13 protein-coding genes are annotated in these 16,780 nt (G+C 38.8%); 11 read left to right on the top strand and 2 right to left on the bottom strand.

The genetic code is table 11. From position 1 onward, the window contains the following. From menA to AB657_RS06170, 3 genes are all read left to right on the top strand, one after another. The gene (gene menA / locus AB657_RS06180; protein ID WP_047245697.1) at positions 1–909 is read left to right on the top strand and encodes a 1,4-dihydroxy-2-naphthoate octaprenyltransferase; all 909 of its coding nucleotides are present in this window, start codon (positions 1–3) and stop codon (positions 907–909) included. A gap of 34 nt (positions 910–943) precedes the next feature. Further along, a complete protein-coding gene (locus tag AB657_RS06175; RefSeq protein WP_047245696.1) occupies positions 944–1,702 on the top strand; it encodes a LytR/AlgR family response regulator transcription factor in 759 nt (252 codons plus the stop codon). Between the two features lie 400 nt (positions 1,703–2,102). Then, positions 2,103–4,070, top strand: coding sequence for a sensor histidine kinase (locus AB657_RS06170; protein WP_047245695.1), 1,968 nt, complete (start codon positions 2,103–2,105; stop codon positions 4,068–4,070). A 2-nt stretch (positions 4,071–4,072) separates the two neighbouring features. On the opposite strand, the gene AB657_RS06165 is transcribed toward AB657_RS06170, so the two are convergent. Continuing rightward, positions 4,073–4,867 carry an SDR family oxidoreductase gene (locus AB657_RS06165; RefSeq protein ID WP_047245694.1) on the bottom strand — a complete coding sequence of 265 codons (795 nt, stop codon included), beginning with the start codon at positions 4,865–4,867 and terminating at the stop codon, positions 4,073–4,075. A gap of 45 nt (positions 4,868–4,912) precedes the next feature. Between AB657_RS06165 and AB657_RS06160 the strand changes: the two genes are divergently transcribed. The 5 genes from AB657_RS06160 to AB657_RS06140 all read left to right on the top strand — a co-directional run bounded on the left by AB657_RS06160 (position 4,913) and on the right by AB657_RS06140 (position 12,052). Then, complete coding sequence (locus tag AB657_RS06160; RefSeq protein ID WP_047245693.1) at positions 4,913–5,965, top strand: o-succinylbenzoate synthase; 1,053 nt, start codon at positions 4,913–4,915, stop codon at positions 5,963–5,965. Continuing rightward, positions 5,956–6,909 (top strand): CPBP family intramembrane glutamic endopeptidase, encoded by a 954-nt coding sequence (locus AB657_RS06155; protein ID WP_047245692.1) that lies wholly within the window; start codon positions 5,956–5,958, stop codon positions 6,907–6,909. Before AB657_RS06160 ends, AB657_RS06155 begins: the two co-directional genes overlap by 10 nt. A gap of 1 nt (position 6,910) precedes the next feature. Continuing rightward, a complete protein-coding gene (locus AB657_RS06150; RefSeq protein ID WP_047247840.1) occupies positions 6,911–7,984 on the top strand; it encodes an AMP-binding protein in 1,074 nt (357 codons plus the stop codon). 38 nt (positions 7,985–8,022) lie between these two features. Continuing rightward, positions 8,023–9,369, top strand: a complete 1,347-nt coding sequence (locus tag AB657_RS06145; protein ID WP_047245691.1) for a M24 family metallopeptidase — start codon at positions 8,023–8,025, stop codon at positions 9,367–9,369. Positions 9,370–9,442: 73 nt separating this feature from the next. Beyond that, a complete protein-coding gene (locus AB657_RS06140) occupies positions 9,443–12,052 on the top strand; it encodes a carboxypeptidase-like regulatory domain-containing protein (RefSeq protein WP_047245690.1) in 2,610 nt (869 codons plus the stop codon). Between the two features lie 12 nt (positions 12,053–12,064). Here AB657_RS06140 and AB657_RS06135 read toward each other — a convergent pair whose 3' ends face one another. After that, the gene (locus AB657_RS06135) at positions 12,065–13,693 is read right to left on the bottom strand and encodes an acyl-CoA carboxylase subunit beta (RefSeq protein ID WP_047245689.1); all 1,629 of its coding nucleotides are present in this window, start codon (positions 13,691–13,693) and stop codon (positions 12,065–12,067) included. Between the two features lie 74 nt (positions 13,694–13,767). Between AB657_RS06135 and AB657_RS06130 the strand changes: the two genes are divergently transcribed. From AB657_RS06130 to ettA, 3 genes are all read left to right on the top strand, one after another. Then, positions 13,768–14,742 carry a Gfo/Idh/MocA family protein gene (locus tag AB657_RS06130; RefSeq protein WP_047247839.1) on the top strand — a complete coding sequence of 325 codons (975 nt, stop codon included), beginning with the start codon at positions 13,768–13,770 and terminating at the stop codon, positions 14,740–14,742. A gap of 69 nt (positions 14,743–14,811) precedes the next feature. Then, positions 14,812–14,994, top strand: a complete 183-nt coding sequence (locus AB657_RS06125) for a CAL67264 family membrane protein (RefSeq protein WP_047245688.1) — start codon at positions 14,812–14,814, stop codon at positions 14,992–14,994. A gap of 65 nt (positions 14,995–15,059) precedes the next feature. Further along, a complete protein-coding gene (ettA, locus tag AB657_RS06120) occupies positions 15,060–16,751 on the top strand; it encodes an energy-dependent translational throttle protein EttA (protein ID WP_047245687.1) in 1,692 nt (563 codons plus the stop codon). Positions 16,752–16,780 lie beyond the last annotated feature (29 nt).

The raw sequence follows: 16,780 nt of genomic DNA, 5'->3' as shown, positions 1-16,780 counted from the left end.
GTGTTAAAATTTAAGGCTTGGGTTAACGCTGCCAGACTCAGAACACTACCTTTATCTGTATCGGGTATAATTGTCGGGGCAGCATTGGCAGGGTATTACGGTACTATAAATTATACCGTGTTTTGGCTGGCAATACTTACCACCGTTGCATTTCAAATTACCTCGAACTTTGCCAATGATTATGGTGATGGTGTAAAAGGTACCGATAATCAAAATAGAATTGGTCCTAAAAGGGCTTTACAGAGCGGTCTTCTTTCTAGAAAATCGCTTAAAAAAGGTATAATCATTAATGTATTGGTAGACCTGGTACTGGTGATTGCCTTACTCTTTTTTTCGTTCGACACCAATGAGTTGCCTTGGGCTATCTTATTTTTGGTTCTTGGAGGTCTAAGCATATGGGCGGCCATTAAATATACGGTAGGGGAATCTGCCTATGGATATAATGGTTTGGGAGATGTATTCGTATTTGTGTTTTTTGGCTTGGTCAGTGTATTGGGAAGCATGTTTCTATTTATAAAAGAGGTGCCTATAGCGTCTATATTGCCGGCGGTAAGTGTTGGTCTGCTCAGTGTTGGCGTTCTAAACCTGAACAATCTTAGAGATCACGTGTCCGACAAACAGTCTGGCAAAAATACTGTCGTGGTTAAAATGGGTTTTGAGAAAGGAAAGAAATACCATTACATAATTTTGGTGTCGGCATTTATGTGTATGTTTGGGTACGTCGCGTTTACTTATGATAATTGGAAAAATATTATTTGCCTAATCGCATTTATACCCGTTTTTTTACATTTGCTAAAAGTTAAAAGAACAAACGATCCGGTATTGCTGGATCCTGAACTAAAAAAGTTGGCATTAAGTACCTTTTTTATGGCTTTGCTCTTTTATTTTAGTTATCACAATTTTTTGTAGTTTTGGACGTTAAACCACTAAACCGCTAACTATTTTGGAACAACCTATTAAAATACTTATTGTAGAGGATAATGTGATCATAGCCGATGACATGCAATCCATGTTAGAGGAGATTGGTTATGAGATTGTAGATAATGTAATTGTGTACGAACAGGCCGTTGAGGTGCTAAAAAATCAGCAAGTAGATCTTGTGTTGATCGACATTATTTTGGCCTCCGATAAAACGGGAATAGATCTCGGAAAGCATATAAGGGACAACTACGACATCCCTTTTATTTTTGTGACCTCTAACTCGGATAGGGCTACTGTTGAAAATGCCAAAACCGTAAAACCAAATGGATATTTGGTAAAACCATTTGAACAACAAGATTTGTATACCTCTATAGAGATTGCATTGTCCAATTTTATCTATGGTAAACAATCTGGTGGGTCGGGAACTAATGCAGATGTAAGTGAAGACGGACCTATGTCCAACTCCATTCTTAAAGACTCTATATTTGTTAAAAAGCAACACTTGTATTACCGTATCCAGTTTGGTGATATTCAATTTATAAAAGCCGATAATGTTTATTTGGAGGTAAATACCGTTGACAAGAAATTCTTGGTTAGGTCACCCTTAAAAGATTATTTGGAAAAACTTCCAAAGAACAAGTTCTACAGAGCCCATAAGTCTTACATTGTTAATGTAGATCATATAGATGCCATTAACTCTAAGGATATTATGATCAACGATACTTTGATCCCTATATCAAAAGACTTTAAGGAGTTTATTATTTCCGCGATGAACTCATAAAGCTTTGTCTTGTCGGGGATTTCCGACAAGATTGAAATATCGACAAAATGTGCAGAAAAATCGATAAAAAGAACATTTTCTCTGTTGCATTGCACTTCACAACAAAAAAGAGGAGTTACACAACAAATTGCTTTGATTAGAAATACGAAGCAATATTTTTGCTGTAATGTAACATAGGGTTGCCAAATAAACTCATGTTTGTGGGGTATTCATTAGCCAAATAGTTTTAATACTATACTGCTTCATGTTATAATTTTGATAGTTACGTGTATTTAAGAATGCAATTTTAAAGCTCACGCGCAATTTTATTTGTTATAGGCAATGTTGCTGATGCAGTTCACAACAAAAATTTAACTAAGCCAAGTATAACGATTAAGTTTGTTGCTGTGTTTGTTATGATATGAAAAAGCACTTAGGGTTAATAGTTTTTGGGGTGATTTGTTTCCTTATGTCTTCTATGAAGATGCAGGGGCAGGAAGTTGATTCCTTGCTTGAAAATCATTTTCAAGAATTTCAAAATTTACCCGACTCTCAAACTCGTTCTGAATTTTTCTTTGGAAACAGCAATCGATATACGTTGAATCCGGCATATGATTGGTTGGATTCTGTCAATATTTATTTAAATACTGCTGAAAAGGAAAACGACTCCACGGCCATCGTAGACTATCAATTAATGCAGTCCCAAATTTATTATGACCTAGGGGACTATGAGAAAAGTTTGGCCATTGCCAAGGAACTGTATGATAGAATAGATGATTTTAAAATGAAGGTCAAGACTTTAATACTTGACTTAATGGATTCCAATTATGCCAAGCTAGAGTTGTACGATAAACAAATTGAAGTAAGAAGGTACAAGCGTGAAATAGGTATAACGAACAATATTTCCTTCTATGATATATATTCTAGCCTAGGGCAGCACAGAAAGGCCATGGCGGATTACATGACCGAGGAAAAGAAAAACATTGATGAAGGCGACTTTTTGGGTCAAGCGATATATAACAACAATATTGGAAACTATTTAAGGCTGGACAAATCCACACCTACGGCATTAAGCTATTTTAACAAGGCAAAGGCATTGATAGATGTCTATTTCAGTGATGTTATCAAGGTTAAGACAAAGAACGAGATCGTAGAGGCCAATTATCTAAAAGGGATAGTATTGGGGAATATTGGAAAATGTCATGTTCAGTCAAAAGAGTACGAAGAAGCTATTCCTTATTTAGAGGAGAGTATCGAAACAATAAAAAAATATAATTCCGGTAAATTTTCTACTGAATTGGTCGAGAATACTTTAGAAATTGCAGAGTGTTATCTGCAACTTAACGATTATGACAAGGCTACGGACTATCTAAGTGACGATCTTACTCCAGTACGGATCGAGAACGTGCTGAAGAAAAATAGATTGTATGCCGCTTATTATGATCGTACCGGAGATTACAAAAGTGCCATTGACTACTTAAAACGTAATAATAGGATACGAGATTCCCTCGATGTAAATGCGACCAATATTAAAAGTCAGCAGCTAGAGTCAGTTCTTAGTCAAGATTTGGAGTATTCCCGTAAAATGATGGAAGAGCAGAAAGCCGATCTTGAAAAATCTAGAAACGAGATCAGTGAAATGGACGAAAGGATCAGCTTGGTTTTTATCTCTTTGATATTTACCTTGTTGGGGTTTGCGGGCTTGGTATATGCCTATTTAAAAAGTATCAAAAACCAACGCTTGATCGCAGAGCAGAAACACTTTATCGAGAATTCGCTGATAGAGAAAGATTCTTTGTTAAAAGAGATTCACCATAGGGTTAAAAACAACTTGCAGATGGTTTCCAGTTTATTGAGCCTGCAAACAAAAAATACCAGGAGCAAGGCTGCTATAGTGGCTTTGGAAGAAGGAAAGAGTAGGGTAAAAGCTATGGCTTTGATCCATCAAAAACTGTATCAGAACGATGATCTCTCGGTGATAGAAATGCAGGGGTATATAGAGAGTTTGATCAATAGTGTACAATCGGTCTATAAAAAGGGTGGACATAATATCAACATTACCATAGATGCCGAAGGTGTTGAGCTCGATATTGATAGGGCAATACCATTTGGGCTTATTCTTAATGAATTGGTTTCCAACTCTTTTAAATACGCATTTCCACATGATGAGGAGAATGGGAAAATTTATATTCATTTAAGAAAAACAGCTGGTCAAGAAGGCTTCTTCGAGTATACCGACAACGGTGTAGGCTTGCCGGAAGATACGGAGGAGAGAGCTAATTCCTCTATGGGAATAAGGCTTATGAATAGGTTGGCAAACCAACTGCAGACCACATTAAACACAGATAGGACTACAGAGGGAGTTCGTTTCTGGTTCAATTTTAAATAAGGTTATCTTACGCTGCTTTTAAGAACGGTTTTATGAAGTAGGTTTGGAAAAAAACGTTTTAAATAAACGCCGTATTTTTCTTTGCCCCCAATATACGCTTCGAATTTTTTCTTTTCAACAGCTCTTATAATTTCCTTGGCACATTGGTGTGCCGTTATTCCGTTTTTAGTAGCATCGTCTTCTTTTTTCTGTAAACTGCCGTCACCCGTAAGGGCATTTTTTGCGATGTTGGTCTGAATAAAACCGGGGCAGATAAGGGTAACATCTATACCGTCTTTTTCATGCTCCATTCTAAGGGAATCAAAGAAGCCGTGAAGGGCATGTTTGGCACCGCAGTAACCAGAACGATAAGGCGACGAAAATTTACCCATTAAACTGGTAACCGTGACAAAATGACCGCTTTTTTGCCTTGTGAAATAAGGCAATGTTTGCATGGTTAACTTTATCGTACCCAGATAATTAATATTCATCATTTGTTGGTAAACTTCAAATTTGGTGTCTGTAATGAGAGATCGTTGGCTAATACCTCCATTATTGATAAGAATATCTATTTTACCATAGAAAGAAACGGCCTTTTCCGGCATGTTTTCAAGTTGTTCAAAATTGCCAAGGTCTAATGGAAGAACGGAAACATTTTTGGGGGCTGTGCAATTGTTCTTGACCCTGTTCAGTTCCTTTTCCCTTCTTGCGGATATAATTAATTTGCATCCTTGTTCATTTAATTGGTAAGATAGTTCTTCACCGATGCCCGAAGAGGCTCCGGTGATCCAGATTATTTTATCTTTTATACTTTTCATAATTGTTTATTGAGTATCAAAATATAGCTAAATTTGAACGATTCTATGAATGTAACTTTTAAAAAGTACTTACTCGATTTTAAGAGACCCAGTGGCACCTCTAGAGGGGTGTTAAGAACTAAGGAGACATGGTTTGTTGTTTTAAGGGAGAACGACCGTTTCGGAATAGGTGAGTGTGGTCTTTTTCGAGGGCTTAGTTATGACGATGTTCCCGGCTATGAAGAAAAATGTAATTGGGTAGTGAAGAATATTGATTTGGGGTTAGAGGCCCTACTTCCCCAATTAAAAGATTTTCCGAGTATACAATTCGGATTGGAACAAGCATTTTTGTCTTTAAGTGCCCAAGATCCTTTTCGGCTTTTTTCTTCCCCTTTTTTAACCTCAAAAGAACCAATTTATATCAACGGACTTATTTGGATGGGGAGCTACGATTTTATGAGGTCTCAGATAAGGGAGAAGATCGATCAAGGCTTTTCTTGTATAAAAATGAAAATAGGGGCCATTAATTTTAACGATGAGCTAAAGCTCTTGGAAGCCATCAGAAAAGAGTTTTCGAAAAGTGAAATTGAATTAAGGGTAGATGCCAATGGGGCCTTTAAGCATGACGAAGCATTGGATAAATTAAAGGCTTTGGCGGAATTTGATTTACATTCTATCGAACAGCCCATAAAACAAGGAAATTGGAAGGCAATGCAACGATTATGTGAAGAAACGCCGTTGCCTATTGCTTTGGACGAGGAATTAATTGGTGTGGTAGATGTAACTAAAAAGGAGGAATTGCTACTAACGATTAAACCACAGTATATTATTTTAAAACCTAGTTTGGTCGGTGGTTTTAAAGGAAGTGAGGAGTGGATCGCTCTGGCTGAAAAATGTGGCGCAGGATGGTGGATTACGAGTGCCCTTGAAAGCAATATCGGTTTAAATGCCATAGCACAATGGACGGCCACGCTTGGTAATAAAATGCCTCAGGGCCTAGGAACGGGGTCTTTGTTCACGAACAATTTTGACTGTCCTTTAGAGGTGAATAATGGGGGGCTGTATTACAACAGCTCTATAGAGTGGAATAAAAATTTAATAGATAGTTTATGTATATAGAACAGGCGTACAAAGGTTTAAGTGATAGTTGGAGGTATGTTCTGGGGGTCTTCGTTGTTTTTGGTGCATGGCAGGTTTTTGGAGCCATCCCGTTAATAGTGGCCTTAATAATGAAAGGTGACGCCATGTCGGTTTTGGCCAGTGGTGATATGGGCGCAATGTCAGAAGTTTTAGGTTCCAATACTTTTTTGTTTTTTATGTTATTGACCTTCGCTATAGGGCTCGTCTTTTTGTTTCTTTATGTGAAATTTGTGCACAAACAATCCATAAAATCGTTGACCACCTCTAGAAAAAAGGTAGATTGGGGTCGAGTTGCCTTCTCCTTTTCTTTGTGGGCCGTTATCTCGATAATATTCATTTTCATAGATATTTTTCTTTCACCCGAAGATTATGTGTTCCAATTTAATCTGGTGCCATTTCTTACATTGGCAGTGGTAGCGATTCTTATGATTCCCATCCAAACAAGTATGGAAGAGTATTTTATGAGGGGGTATATGATGCAGGGCTTGGGTATTTTGACCAAAAATAGATGGTTTCCCTTAATTTTTACTTCGGTTCTTTTTGGAATGATGCACATTTTTAATCCAGAAGTTCAAAAACTGGGCTATGGTATCTTGATCTTCTATGTGGGTACCGGTTTTTTTCTTGGAATACTCACGTTGATGGATGAAGGCCTAGAGTTGGCTTTGGGCTTTCATGCGGCCAATAATTTAACGGCGGCTTTATTGGTAACTGCCGATTGGACCGCTTTTCAAACAAACTCTCTCTATACAGATGTTTCGGATCCGGTGCTAGGATGGGATGTCTTGGTTCCTGTATTCGTTGTCTTTCCAATACTGCTATTTTTCTTTTCTAAAAAATATAAATGGACTAATTGGAAAGGGAGGTTAACAGGAAAAGTTTTGTCGAAAGAGGCCTATTTAAATGGCGTTAAAGATCAATAGCATGTTTGTTGCATCTGTACACCCAGAATTTCGTGTCGATGGTAAAAGGGTTTCTGTAGGCGATTTAACCGAAATAGCCTATAGTTTTATCAAAGAAGGTGAAGAGTATCAAAAAAGTATTGGTGATTTTCTTTTAAATTGGATAGACGGTCGTGAATGCCTTAATGTGCAAACTTCTGGTTCTACAGGAGTACCTAAAGTAATTCCACTATTAAAAGAACATATGATCAATAGTGCTCTTGCTACGGGTGCTTATTTTAAAATTAAACAGGGTGATACCGCTTTACTTTGTTTGCCGTGCGATTATATAGCCGGAAAAATGATGCTGGTCAGGGCCATGGTACTAGGACTTAATATTTATATGGTACCACCTGGTTCGGACCCTTTAGGGAAATTGGACAAGACTTTTGATTTTTGTGCCATGATCCCGCTTCAGGTCGAAAAATCTATCAATAAATTATCAGCAATAAAAACACTGATTGTTGGTGGGGCGGCTGTTTCGCAAGAACTTATTAAAAGGCTAGATAACATAAATACAGGTGTTTTTGAAACCTATGGGATGACCGAGACCATTACCCACATAGCGGTAAGGCGCCTGAACCGTTCTAAAGAGGATAATGTCAATGAATTTTTTCAAGCATTGCCGGAGATATACCTATCACAAGACAAAAGAGGATGCTTGGTAATTAGGGCTCCAAAAGTTTCGAAAGAAACGATTGTTACGAACGATGTGGTTGATCTTATTTCAGATACGCAATTTAGATGGTTGGGAAGGTATGATAATGTTATCAATTCTGGAGGGGTCAAATTACATCCGGAGGCGATAGAGAAAAAACTAGACCTGTATATTCACAAACCCTTTTTTGTAACTGGAGTTCCAGATGGCGTTTTGGGTCAAAAACTGGTTTTGATTATTGAAGGCGAAGTAACGCATAATTACGATTTTTCGTCTATGAAAGAACTGGGTAAATACGAGCTACCCAAAGAAGTTTATTACCTAAGTAAATTTGCGAAAACCAATAATGGAAAGGTGCAAAGAAAAAAATGTTTGCAAATGGTTTTGGATAAACCTTAAAAAGCAGTAATCTTATTCAAATTAAATACATTAGGTTTATGAAAAAAGCGGTTTTTCTTTTGGTTTTGTTGTCTTACATCAGTAGTAATGCCCAGTATATTTTAGATGAACGGGAAAGGGCAACGGTAATAGATGAGATATTGGACGACCGTTTTAATAATCTGTTGCCAGGTTTGATGGACGCGGCCGATATAGATATGTGGATCGTAATTTCAAGGGAATATAACGAGGACCCTGTAATACGTACTATGTTGCCTGCAACATGGCTAAATGCCCGTAGAAGAACCATCTTGCTTTTTTACAGAAACAAAGAGAAGAACAGTATCGAAAAACTGGCCGTGGCCCGTTACAATGTTGGAAAAAATATTAAATCTGCCTGGGATAAGGAGAAAGAGCCCGATCAGTGGAAGCGCTTGATGGAATTGATAACCGAAAGAAATCCGAAGAAGATAGGATTAAATTTTTCTAAGGATCACAATATAGCCGATGGTTTGGATAAGACCGATTATGATGAGTTTATGAGGTACCTTCCAAAAAAATATAGTGCTAAAGTTGTTTCGGCAGAGCAATTGGCCGTTCGGTGGATAGAGACCAGAACAGCCCGCGAAATGGTCATATATAATCAGTTGGTAGATATTACACACGATATTATTGCAGAGGCTTTTTCTGAAAAAGTGATTACTCCCGGTATAACCACCACATCCGATGTAGAATGGTGGATGCGTCAGAAAGTAACAGATTTAGGTTTGGAGACCTGGTTTCATCCTACAGTGGACGTTCAGCGTTCTAAAGAAGAGTTGGTCGGTCATCTGTATTCATTTTCTGGCAGACCGGAAGATACGGTAATTTTGCCAGGAGACTTATTACATTGCGATTTTGGTATTACCTATCTGCGATTAAATACCGACTGTCAAGAACTCGCCTATGTGTTAAAACCAGAAGAGAAATCCGCTCCTGATTTTTTGGTCAACGGACTTAAAGATGGTAACAGGGTGCAAGATTTTCTTACCACTAATATGATTAAGGGTAGAACAGGAAATGAAATCTTGGCAAAATCGCTTAAAGAAGCAAAAGCGGCCGGACTAAGGCCTGCAATATATACGCATCCGTTGGGGATGTACGGACATTCTGCAGGTACTACTATTGGTATGTGGGATTCGCAAGGCGGTGTTATGAAAGATGATGGGGAAAACTATCCGTTAAACCCCAATACCGTTTACGCCATAGAATTAAATACGACCATCAACATTCCAGAATGGAAAAGAGATATTCGTATTATGCTGGAAGAGGCAGGCTTTTATGGTGAAGACGGATTTAGATATGTAAATGGTAGACAAACGGAACTTTTGCTGATACCAAGGGTAAAAGACCATCAAGGAAATTAAACCGATACCCAATAGTATAGGGTCAATGGTTTTATAAAGAAACATTCTAACCATTAATAAAACTACTTCTTTTATGAGGGATCTAAATTTTGTTTTAAAAAGGACCCTTGTTGTTATTGTATGGTTTTGTTTCTTTTTGCTATTCCAGAATTTGTTCTCTCAAACAATTTTTAAAGGGGTGGTTTTAGATGCCGATACAGGGCTTCCCCTGCCGTATGTAAATATGGGTTTCGTAAATAAAGGTTTGGGTACGGTTTCGGAAGAGGATGGTTCTTTCAATTTTTCTTTTGACGCGTCTAAATTATCATCTTCCGATACTTTAAAGGTTTCTTCGTTGGCCTATAAAGACTATAGATTGCCATTTTTAGAGGTACAAGGGCAAGGTGCCAAACCTCTAGAAATAAAATTAGAGCCAGAGGTTGTAAGCCTTAATGAAGTTGTTTTAAGTAGCCGCAAAAGAAAACGTAGGAGCAAAAATGATAAAATTGTCGGCTATTCTTATGTTGGTCAATTAAAAAATGGTTCGTGGGAAGGTGATGGGGCCTTGGGAGGTGAATTGGTGACCAAAATTAACGTGAACAAGAAAAGTAGGCAACTAAAGGCCTTCTATTTTTACGTTTTAGAAAATACCTCCGATAGTCTTTTGATACGGATAAACGTATATGATGGAACTACTAAATATCCAGAGAAGAAGATTACCAACCAGAATATTCTTTATACCCTTAAAACTAAGGTGGGCAAAGTAGGGGTAGACCTTGTGCCTTATAACATTGTAGTACAAAACGATTTTAGCATAGGTATAGAGCTATTAAAGGTATATGGTTCGCAGATCGGTCTTATATTGGCCGGTGACGATACTCCTGGGGTTTCTTATAGAAGATATACAAGCCAAGGGGAGTGGAAAAGATATTCTAAAGATGCTTTGACTTATTTTGTGAGTACTACACTATTGGATGACGACGAAGACGATACGGACATGGATGAAACTTTGGTCATTGATTACACAGAAGAACAACTGTTAAATACCATGGGTAAAAACAAAAAACAGGTCGGTGGCTTTGTTTTTAAAGAAGGGGAACCCATTGTCAAAGCACAGGTTCAGAATCTTATGACAGGTGAAGTTGCGTTTACCGATGAGAAGGGCAGGTATACCATAAGGGCCAAAGTGAACGATGAGCTGGAGTTTAGCCATTTGTTTTTAGAAAAGGAAAAAAGAAAAGTGCTGGAAACATCATATGCCATAAATGTTTCTTTACAGGAAAAAGTAGTGAATCTAGATGGGGTGACGGTGACGGCATCATCTAAAGGAAAAAGAACGCAAGAAGAATTGTTGGCTCAGTATAATGAGGATAAGGGAATTATAAAGACTTCTTTCGGAATTTTTGATAAAGAAACTTCTGGGGTCTCTTTGAAAATTTTGGATGAGTCCGACTTTACCAGTGGGGCCACTACATTGGGCAACTTGTTAAGGGGCAAGGTTTCTGGTTTAAGTATGTTGTCTACGGATAATCTAGATGGGTCTACCGAAATTTATTTAAGGCAAGGTGGTACAAGTAACCCTATCCCTGCGGCTTATGAAATTGATGGTCTTATTGTAGAGGGGTTTCCTAGCTTTCTCGATGTCTCGCAAATTAAGCGTATTGCTATTTTATCAGGGCTGTCGGCAGTGGCCAAATATGGTTCTATAGGGGCTGGTGGTGTAATCATAATCAATACAAAATCTAGTGCTTCTGGTGGTAATAATCCAAAAAATGGAGCAGGTATTGGTATTACCCGAACCGTGGCATCAGAAGCTATAACGGAAGAGGAGGCCCGACGTAATTGGCCAGATTTTTTGCAAGAGCTTTATGGTTCCACAAATTTTGCCCAAGCACAAGATATCTATAATACCTACGAACCTAAATATGGCTCCAATCCTAATTTTAATGTAGATGCCATTAACTATTTTCTTGAATTTTGGGAGAGTGAAACTTTTACCGAGAGATTGATAGAGGGTGCTTTTGATCGTTTTCCTAGAGATGTCAACTACTTAAAGGCATTGGCCTTTGTTTTGGACAAAAATGAAAGATTTGATCTGTCGGTGGATCTTTATAAACGAATTTTGACGCAGAAATCAAATTCGATGGAATCATATAGAGATTTGGCCCATGCATACGTTCTTAATAAGCAAGAAGAAAAAGGAATGGGGTTGTACGGTCGGTGTTTTAACCTTTTAAAAGAGGGTTATTTTTCGAAACCGCCCGATGCCCTCCAAAATGTAATGAACTCTGAGATAAAGTCATTGCTCGATATTCCAGAGGAGAAAGTAAGTTTCCCTTTGGGCAACATGATGGAAGAGGAGCGCAAAACAAGAATTTTGCTGGAATGGAACGACGATTCCGCAGTGTTGGATTTTCAATTTATCTCTTCGGATAACAATGTAAGCGATTGGTCCAACGAGAGGGATGGCGAAGCCAAAGAAAGTCTTGTGTCCAGAGGTTACACCAGCAAAGATTTCTTTATATATGGTAATGAGGAATCTTGGCAAATAAACTCCAATTATAGGGGTAACAAATCAGGGTTGGCTACCTATTTAAAAATAACCGTGAGTACCGATTACGGTACTACAAATCAAAAGAACAGTACCATGTTCTTTAGATTGGATGTTAAGGATGTTTATAGAGAACTCGTTAAAATACCATAACCGCGATTTATTCTAAACCTGTAAAACTCCCATATTAAAAGGTTTTTCGATAGGGGCATGGTCGGCAGCTTCAATTCCCATAGAAATCCATTTTCGGGTCTCCAATGGATCTATAATGGCATCTGTCCAAAGTCTTGATGCTGCATAATAAGGGGAAACCTGATTATCATACCTTTTTTTGATTTTGTCGTAGAGTTCGGTCTCTTTCTTCTCGGTAATCGTCTCTCCTTTCTTTTTTAAGGAAGCTTTTTCTATCTGTAATAGAACCTTGGCAGCAGAATTACCGCTCATTACCGCAAGTTCGGCACTTGGCCAAGCAACTATTAACCTAGGGTCATAGGCTTTTCCACACATGGCGTAATTACCGGCTCCGTAACTATTTCCTATTACGACCGTAAATTTTGGAACTACCGAATTACTGACCGCATTTACCATTTTTGCACCGTCTTTTATAATGCCCCCGTGCTCACTCTTGCTACCCACCATAAAACCGGTCACATCCTGTAAAAATACCAACGGAATTTTCTTTTGGTTACAATTGGCTATAAAGCGTGTGGCCTTGTCGGCGGAATCCGAATATATGACGCCTCCAAACTGCATTTCTCCTTTCTTTGTCTTTACTACCTTTCGTTGGTTCGCTACAATACCCACGGCCCAACCATCAATTCTTGCGTAACCGGTGATGATGGTTTTTCCGTAACCATCCTTGTAGGGTTCAAATTCGGAATTGTCCACTAATCTTTTGATGATTTCCATCATATCATATTGTTCCGCTCTAGAACTGGGTAGAATACCGTAAATATCCTCTTGTTTTTCTTTAGGGGCCAAAGGTTCGCTACGATTATATCCAGCCTTGGGAAAATCCCCTATTTTGTCCATAATATTTTTAATGGTATCCAAGGCATCCTTATCATCTTTGGACTTATAGTCCGTTACACCGCTAATTTCGCAATGGGTAGTGGCGCCACCAAGGGTTTCGTTGTCTATGCTCTCGCCGATAGCGGCTTTTACAAGGTAGCTTCCTGCCAAAAATATACTTCCGGTTTTATCTACGATCAAAGCTTCATCGCTCATAATGGGCAAATAGGCGCCACCGGCAACACAACTTCCCATAACGGCAGATATCTGTGTAATACCCATGCTGCTCATAATGGCGTTGTTTCTAAAAATACGTCCAAAATGCTCTTTATCGGGAAAAATTTCATCTTGTAACGGCAGGTAAACTCCTGCGCTATCTACTAAATAAATAATGGGTAGTTTGTTTTCTATGGCAATTTCTTGGGCCCTAAGGTTTTTTTTTGCCGTTATGGGAAACCATGCTCCGGCCTTTACGGTAGCGTCATTGGCAACTACGATACATTGTTTACCTTTTACATACCCAATTTTTACGACCACCCCTCCAGAAGGGCATCCGCCATGTTCCTCGTACATTCCTTCTCCTACAAATGCACCTATTTCCAATTGTTCAGAATCTGGGTCTAGCAAATAATCAATACGCTCTCTAGCAGTCATTTTTCCTTGTTCATGCTGCTTGGCTATTTTAGCTTTACCCCCGCCTAGTTGTACTTTCGCTAATTTTTGTTTAAGCGTGGACAGTAATAACTTGTTGGTATCTTCGTTTTGATTGAATTTTAAATCCATTCTTTACAATTTCTTTTTTCTAGGCTAAAGATAAGGAGTTAAATTTGGGTAAATACAATACTAAAAACAAAAGTATGATTAGATGGGGTATCGTAGGGGCCGGTAAAATAGCTCATACATTTTCAAAAGATTTGGCATTGGTAAAAGGAGGGCAGCTGACCGCGGTCGCCTCTAGAAGTTTAAAGAAGGCCCAAGAGTTTGCCTCTGAATACGGGGCGCCCCATTCTTTTGGAAGTTATAAGGAACTGTTTGAAAGTGAAACCGTCGATGTAATTTACATAGCGACTCCCCATACCGGTCATGCAGAGTTGGCCATGTCAGCTATGAAAGCGGGCAAGAATGTATTGTGCGAAAAACCTTTAGGGGTAAACAAGAAAGAAGTAGAGGACATTTTAAAAGTAGCCCAAGAAAATGGTGTATTTCTTATGGAGGCCCTTTGGTCTAGGTTTAACCCTACGATAAAAAAAGTTAAAGAATTAGTAGATGCCGGGGAAATTGGCCAAGTAGGATATTTGTATTCCGATTTTGCTTTTTATGCTTTGGATAGGGATGAGGGAGGAAGAATTTTGAACCCTGATCTTGCCGGCGGGTCTTTGTTGGATATCGGCATTTATCCTATTTTTCTTGCCTATTTAATGCTGGGTATGCCCACAGATATCATAGCTAAGGCCAATTTTCATCATACCGGTGTAGAAAAACAATGTAGCATGGTGTTCGATTACCCCGATGCACATGCCTTATTGTACAGTGGGTTAACTTCAAATTCTGAAATGAAAAGTGAGATTTCGGGAAGCAAAGGAAGTATCTATATAAATCCGAGATGGCATGAGGCAACCAGTTATACCATTGTAAAAGATGGGGAGGCGGTAACAGTTGAAGTGCCAAAAATAGGAAAAGGCTATACCCATGAGATAGAAGAGGTGCACCAATGTTTAGGTGTCAATAAGCTTCAGAGTAATTTATGGAGTCATAAAAACAGCCTTGATCTAATTTCTTTGATGGACAAAGTCCGACAAAAGACGAATATCAGGTTTCCTTTTGAGGAATAATCCACAATAAAATTAAAAAGACATTTTAAAAATTACGATATTTGAAGTTCGCTAAAAATTATAGATAAGATGGGAATGAACAAGAATACGGTTTTGGCATGGGCCACATTTATTATGATTTTGGTCGGTTTGGGGTTAATAGCCCTTGGAGCATTCAGATATGATGACGTAGCAGGATGGGGCTTTGCCTCTGTAGGGGTAGGTTTTTTTGCTATTGCCTGGGTATTTAATGCACTTAAGGGAAGGGTTTAATTCCCTTCTAAAACACATGCGTCTTACGCTTTTCTTTTAAATACAATACCTAATTTTTAATTATTATGTCTGACGATAAGAAAGTCATTTTTTCTATGTCCGGGGTTACAAAAACCTTTAAAACGGCAAATACACCGGTACTTAAAGATATATACCTGAGTTTTTTCTATGGTGCCAAAATCGGAATCCTGGGTCTTAACGGATCGGGTAAGTCCACATTGTTAAAAATTATCGCTGGGGTAGATAAAAACTTTCAGGGAGACGTGGTGTTTTCACCAGGTTACAATGTTGGTTATTTGGAACAGGAACCTAAATTGGACGAAGATAAGACCGTATTGGAGGTTGTAAAGGAAGGGGTGGCGGAAACCGTTGCAATTTTGGACGAGTATAATAAGATCAACGATATGTTCGGTCTGCCAGAGGTCTACGAAGATGCGGATAAGATGCAAAAGCTGATGGACAAGCAAGCAGCTTTGCAAGATAAAATAGATGCATCAAACGCTTGGGAATTGGACACCAAATTGGAAATTGCCATGGATGCCCTTAGAACCCCTGAGGCCGATAAGAAAATAGCAGTTTTATCTGGAGGTGAGCGTAGAAGGGTGGCCCTTTGTCGTCTACTCTTACAAGAACCTGAAATATTATTGTTGGATGAGCCTACCAACCACTTGGATGCCGAATCGGTACATTGGTTAGAGCATCATTTGGCCCAATATAAGGGTACGGTTATAGCGGTTACCCACGATAGATATTTCTTGGATAATGTAGCAGGTTGGATTTTAGAATTGGATAGGGGAGAAGGCATACCTTGGAAAGGAAACTATTCGTCATGGTTAGATCAGAAGTCAAAAAGATTGGCAGATGAAAGTAAATCCGCCTCCAAAAGACAAAAAACATTGGAGCGAGAGCTGGAGTGGGTGCGTCAAGGTGCCAAGGGGAGACAGACCAAACAAAAGGCCCGTCTTAAAAACTATGACAAGTTGATGAGCCAAGACCAAAAGCAGTTGGACGAAAAGTTGGAAATATATATTCCCAATGGACCACGACTGGGTACCAATGTTATCGAGGCCAAAGGTGTAAGTAAAGCTTTTGGGGATAAATTGCTATACGAGGATCTTAACTTTACATTGCCCCAAGCGGGTATAGTTGGTATTATCGGACCAAATGGTGCCGGTAAAACCACCATTTTTAAAATGATCATGGGAGAGGAAACTCCCGATAAAGGAGAATTCGTTGTTGGTGAAACTGCCAAAATAGCCTACGTAGACCAAAGCCATAGTAATATTGATCCGGAAAAAACCATTTGGCAAAATTTTAGTGACGAGCAAGAGCTTATCATGATGGGTGGTAGACAGGTGAATTCTAGGGCCTATCTGAGCCGATTTAATTTCTCGGGGAGTGAGCAGAATAAAAAAGTGAGCATGTTGTCGGGAGGGGAGCGTAACCGTTTGCATTTGGCAATGACATTAAAAGAAGAGGGCAACGTATTGCTTTTAGATGAGCCAACGAACGATTTGGATGTTAATACATTAAGAGCTTTGGAAGAAGGTCTGGAGAATTTTGCCGGTTGTGCGGTGGTTATTTCTCACGATAGATGGTTCTTGGATCGAATCTGTACCCATATACTTGCGTTTGAAGGTGACTCTCAAGTATATTTCTTTGAGGGGTCTTTCTCAGAATATGAAGAGAACAAAAAGAAACGTTTAGGCGGAGATTTAATGCCCAAGCGTATTAAATACAAAAAGTTGATTCGATAGAATCTACAGATGATATAAACTAAAAAGCC

This window comes from Maribacter thermophilus (assembly GCF_001020565.1).
Taxonomy (GTDB): domain Bacteria; phylum Bacteroidota; class Bacteroidia; order Flavobacteriales; family Flavobacteriaceae; genus Maribacter; species Maribacter thermophilus.
Note: the sequence above shows the minus strand (reverse complement) of the source record. Positions and strands in the feature narration are given on the sequence as shown.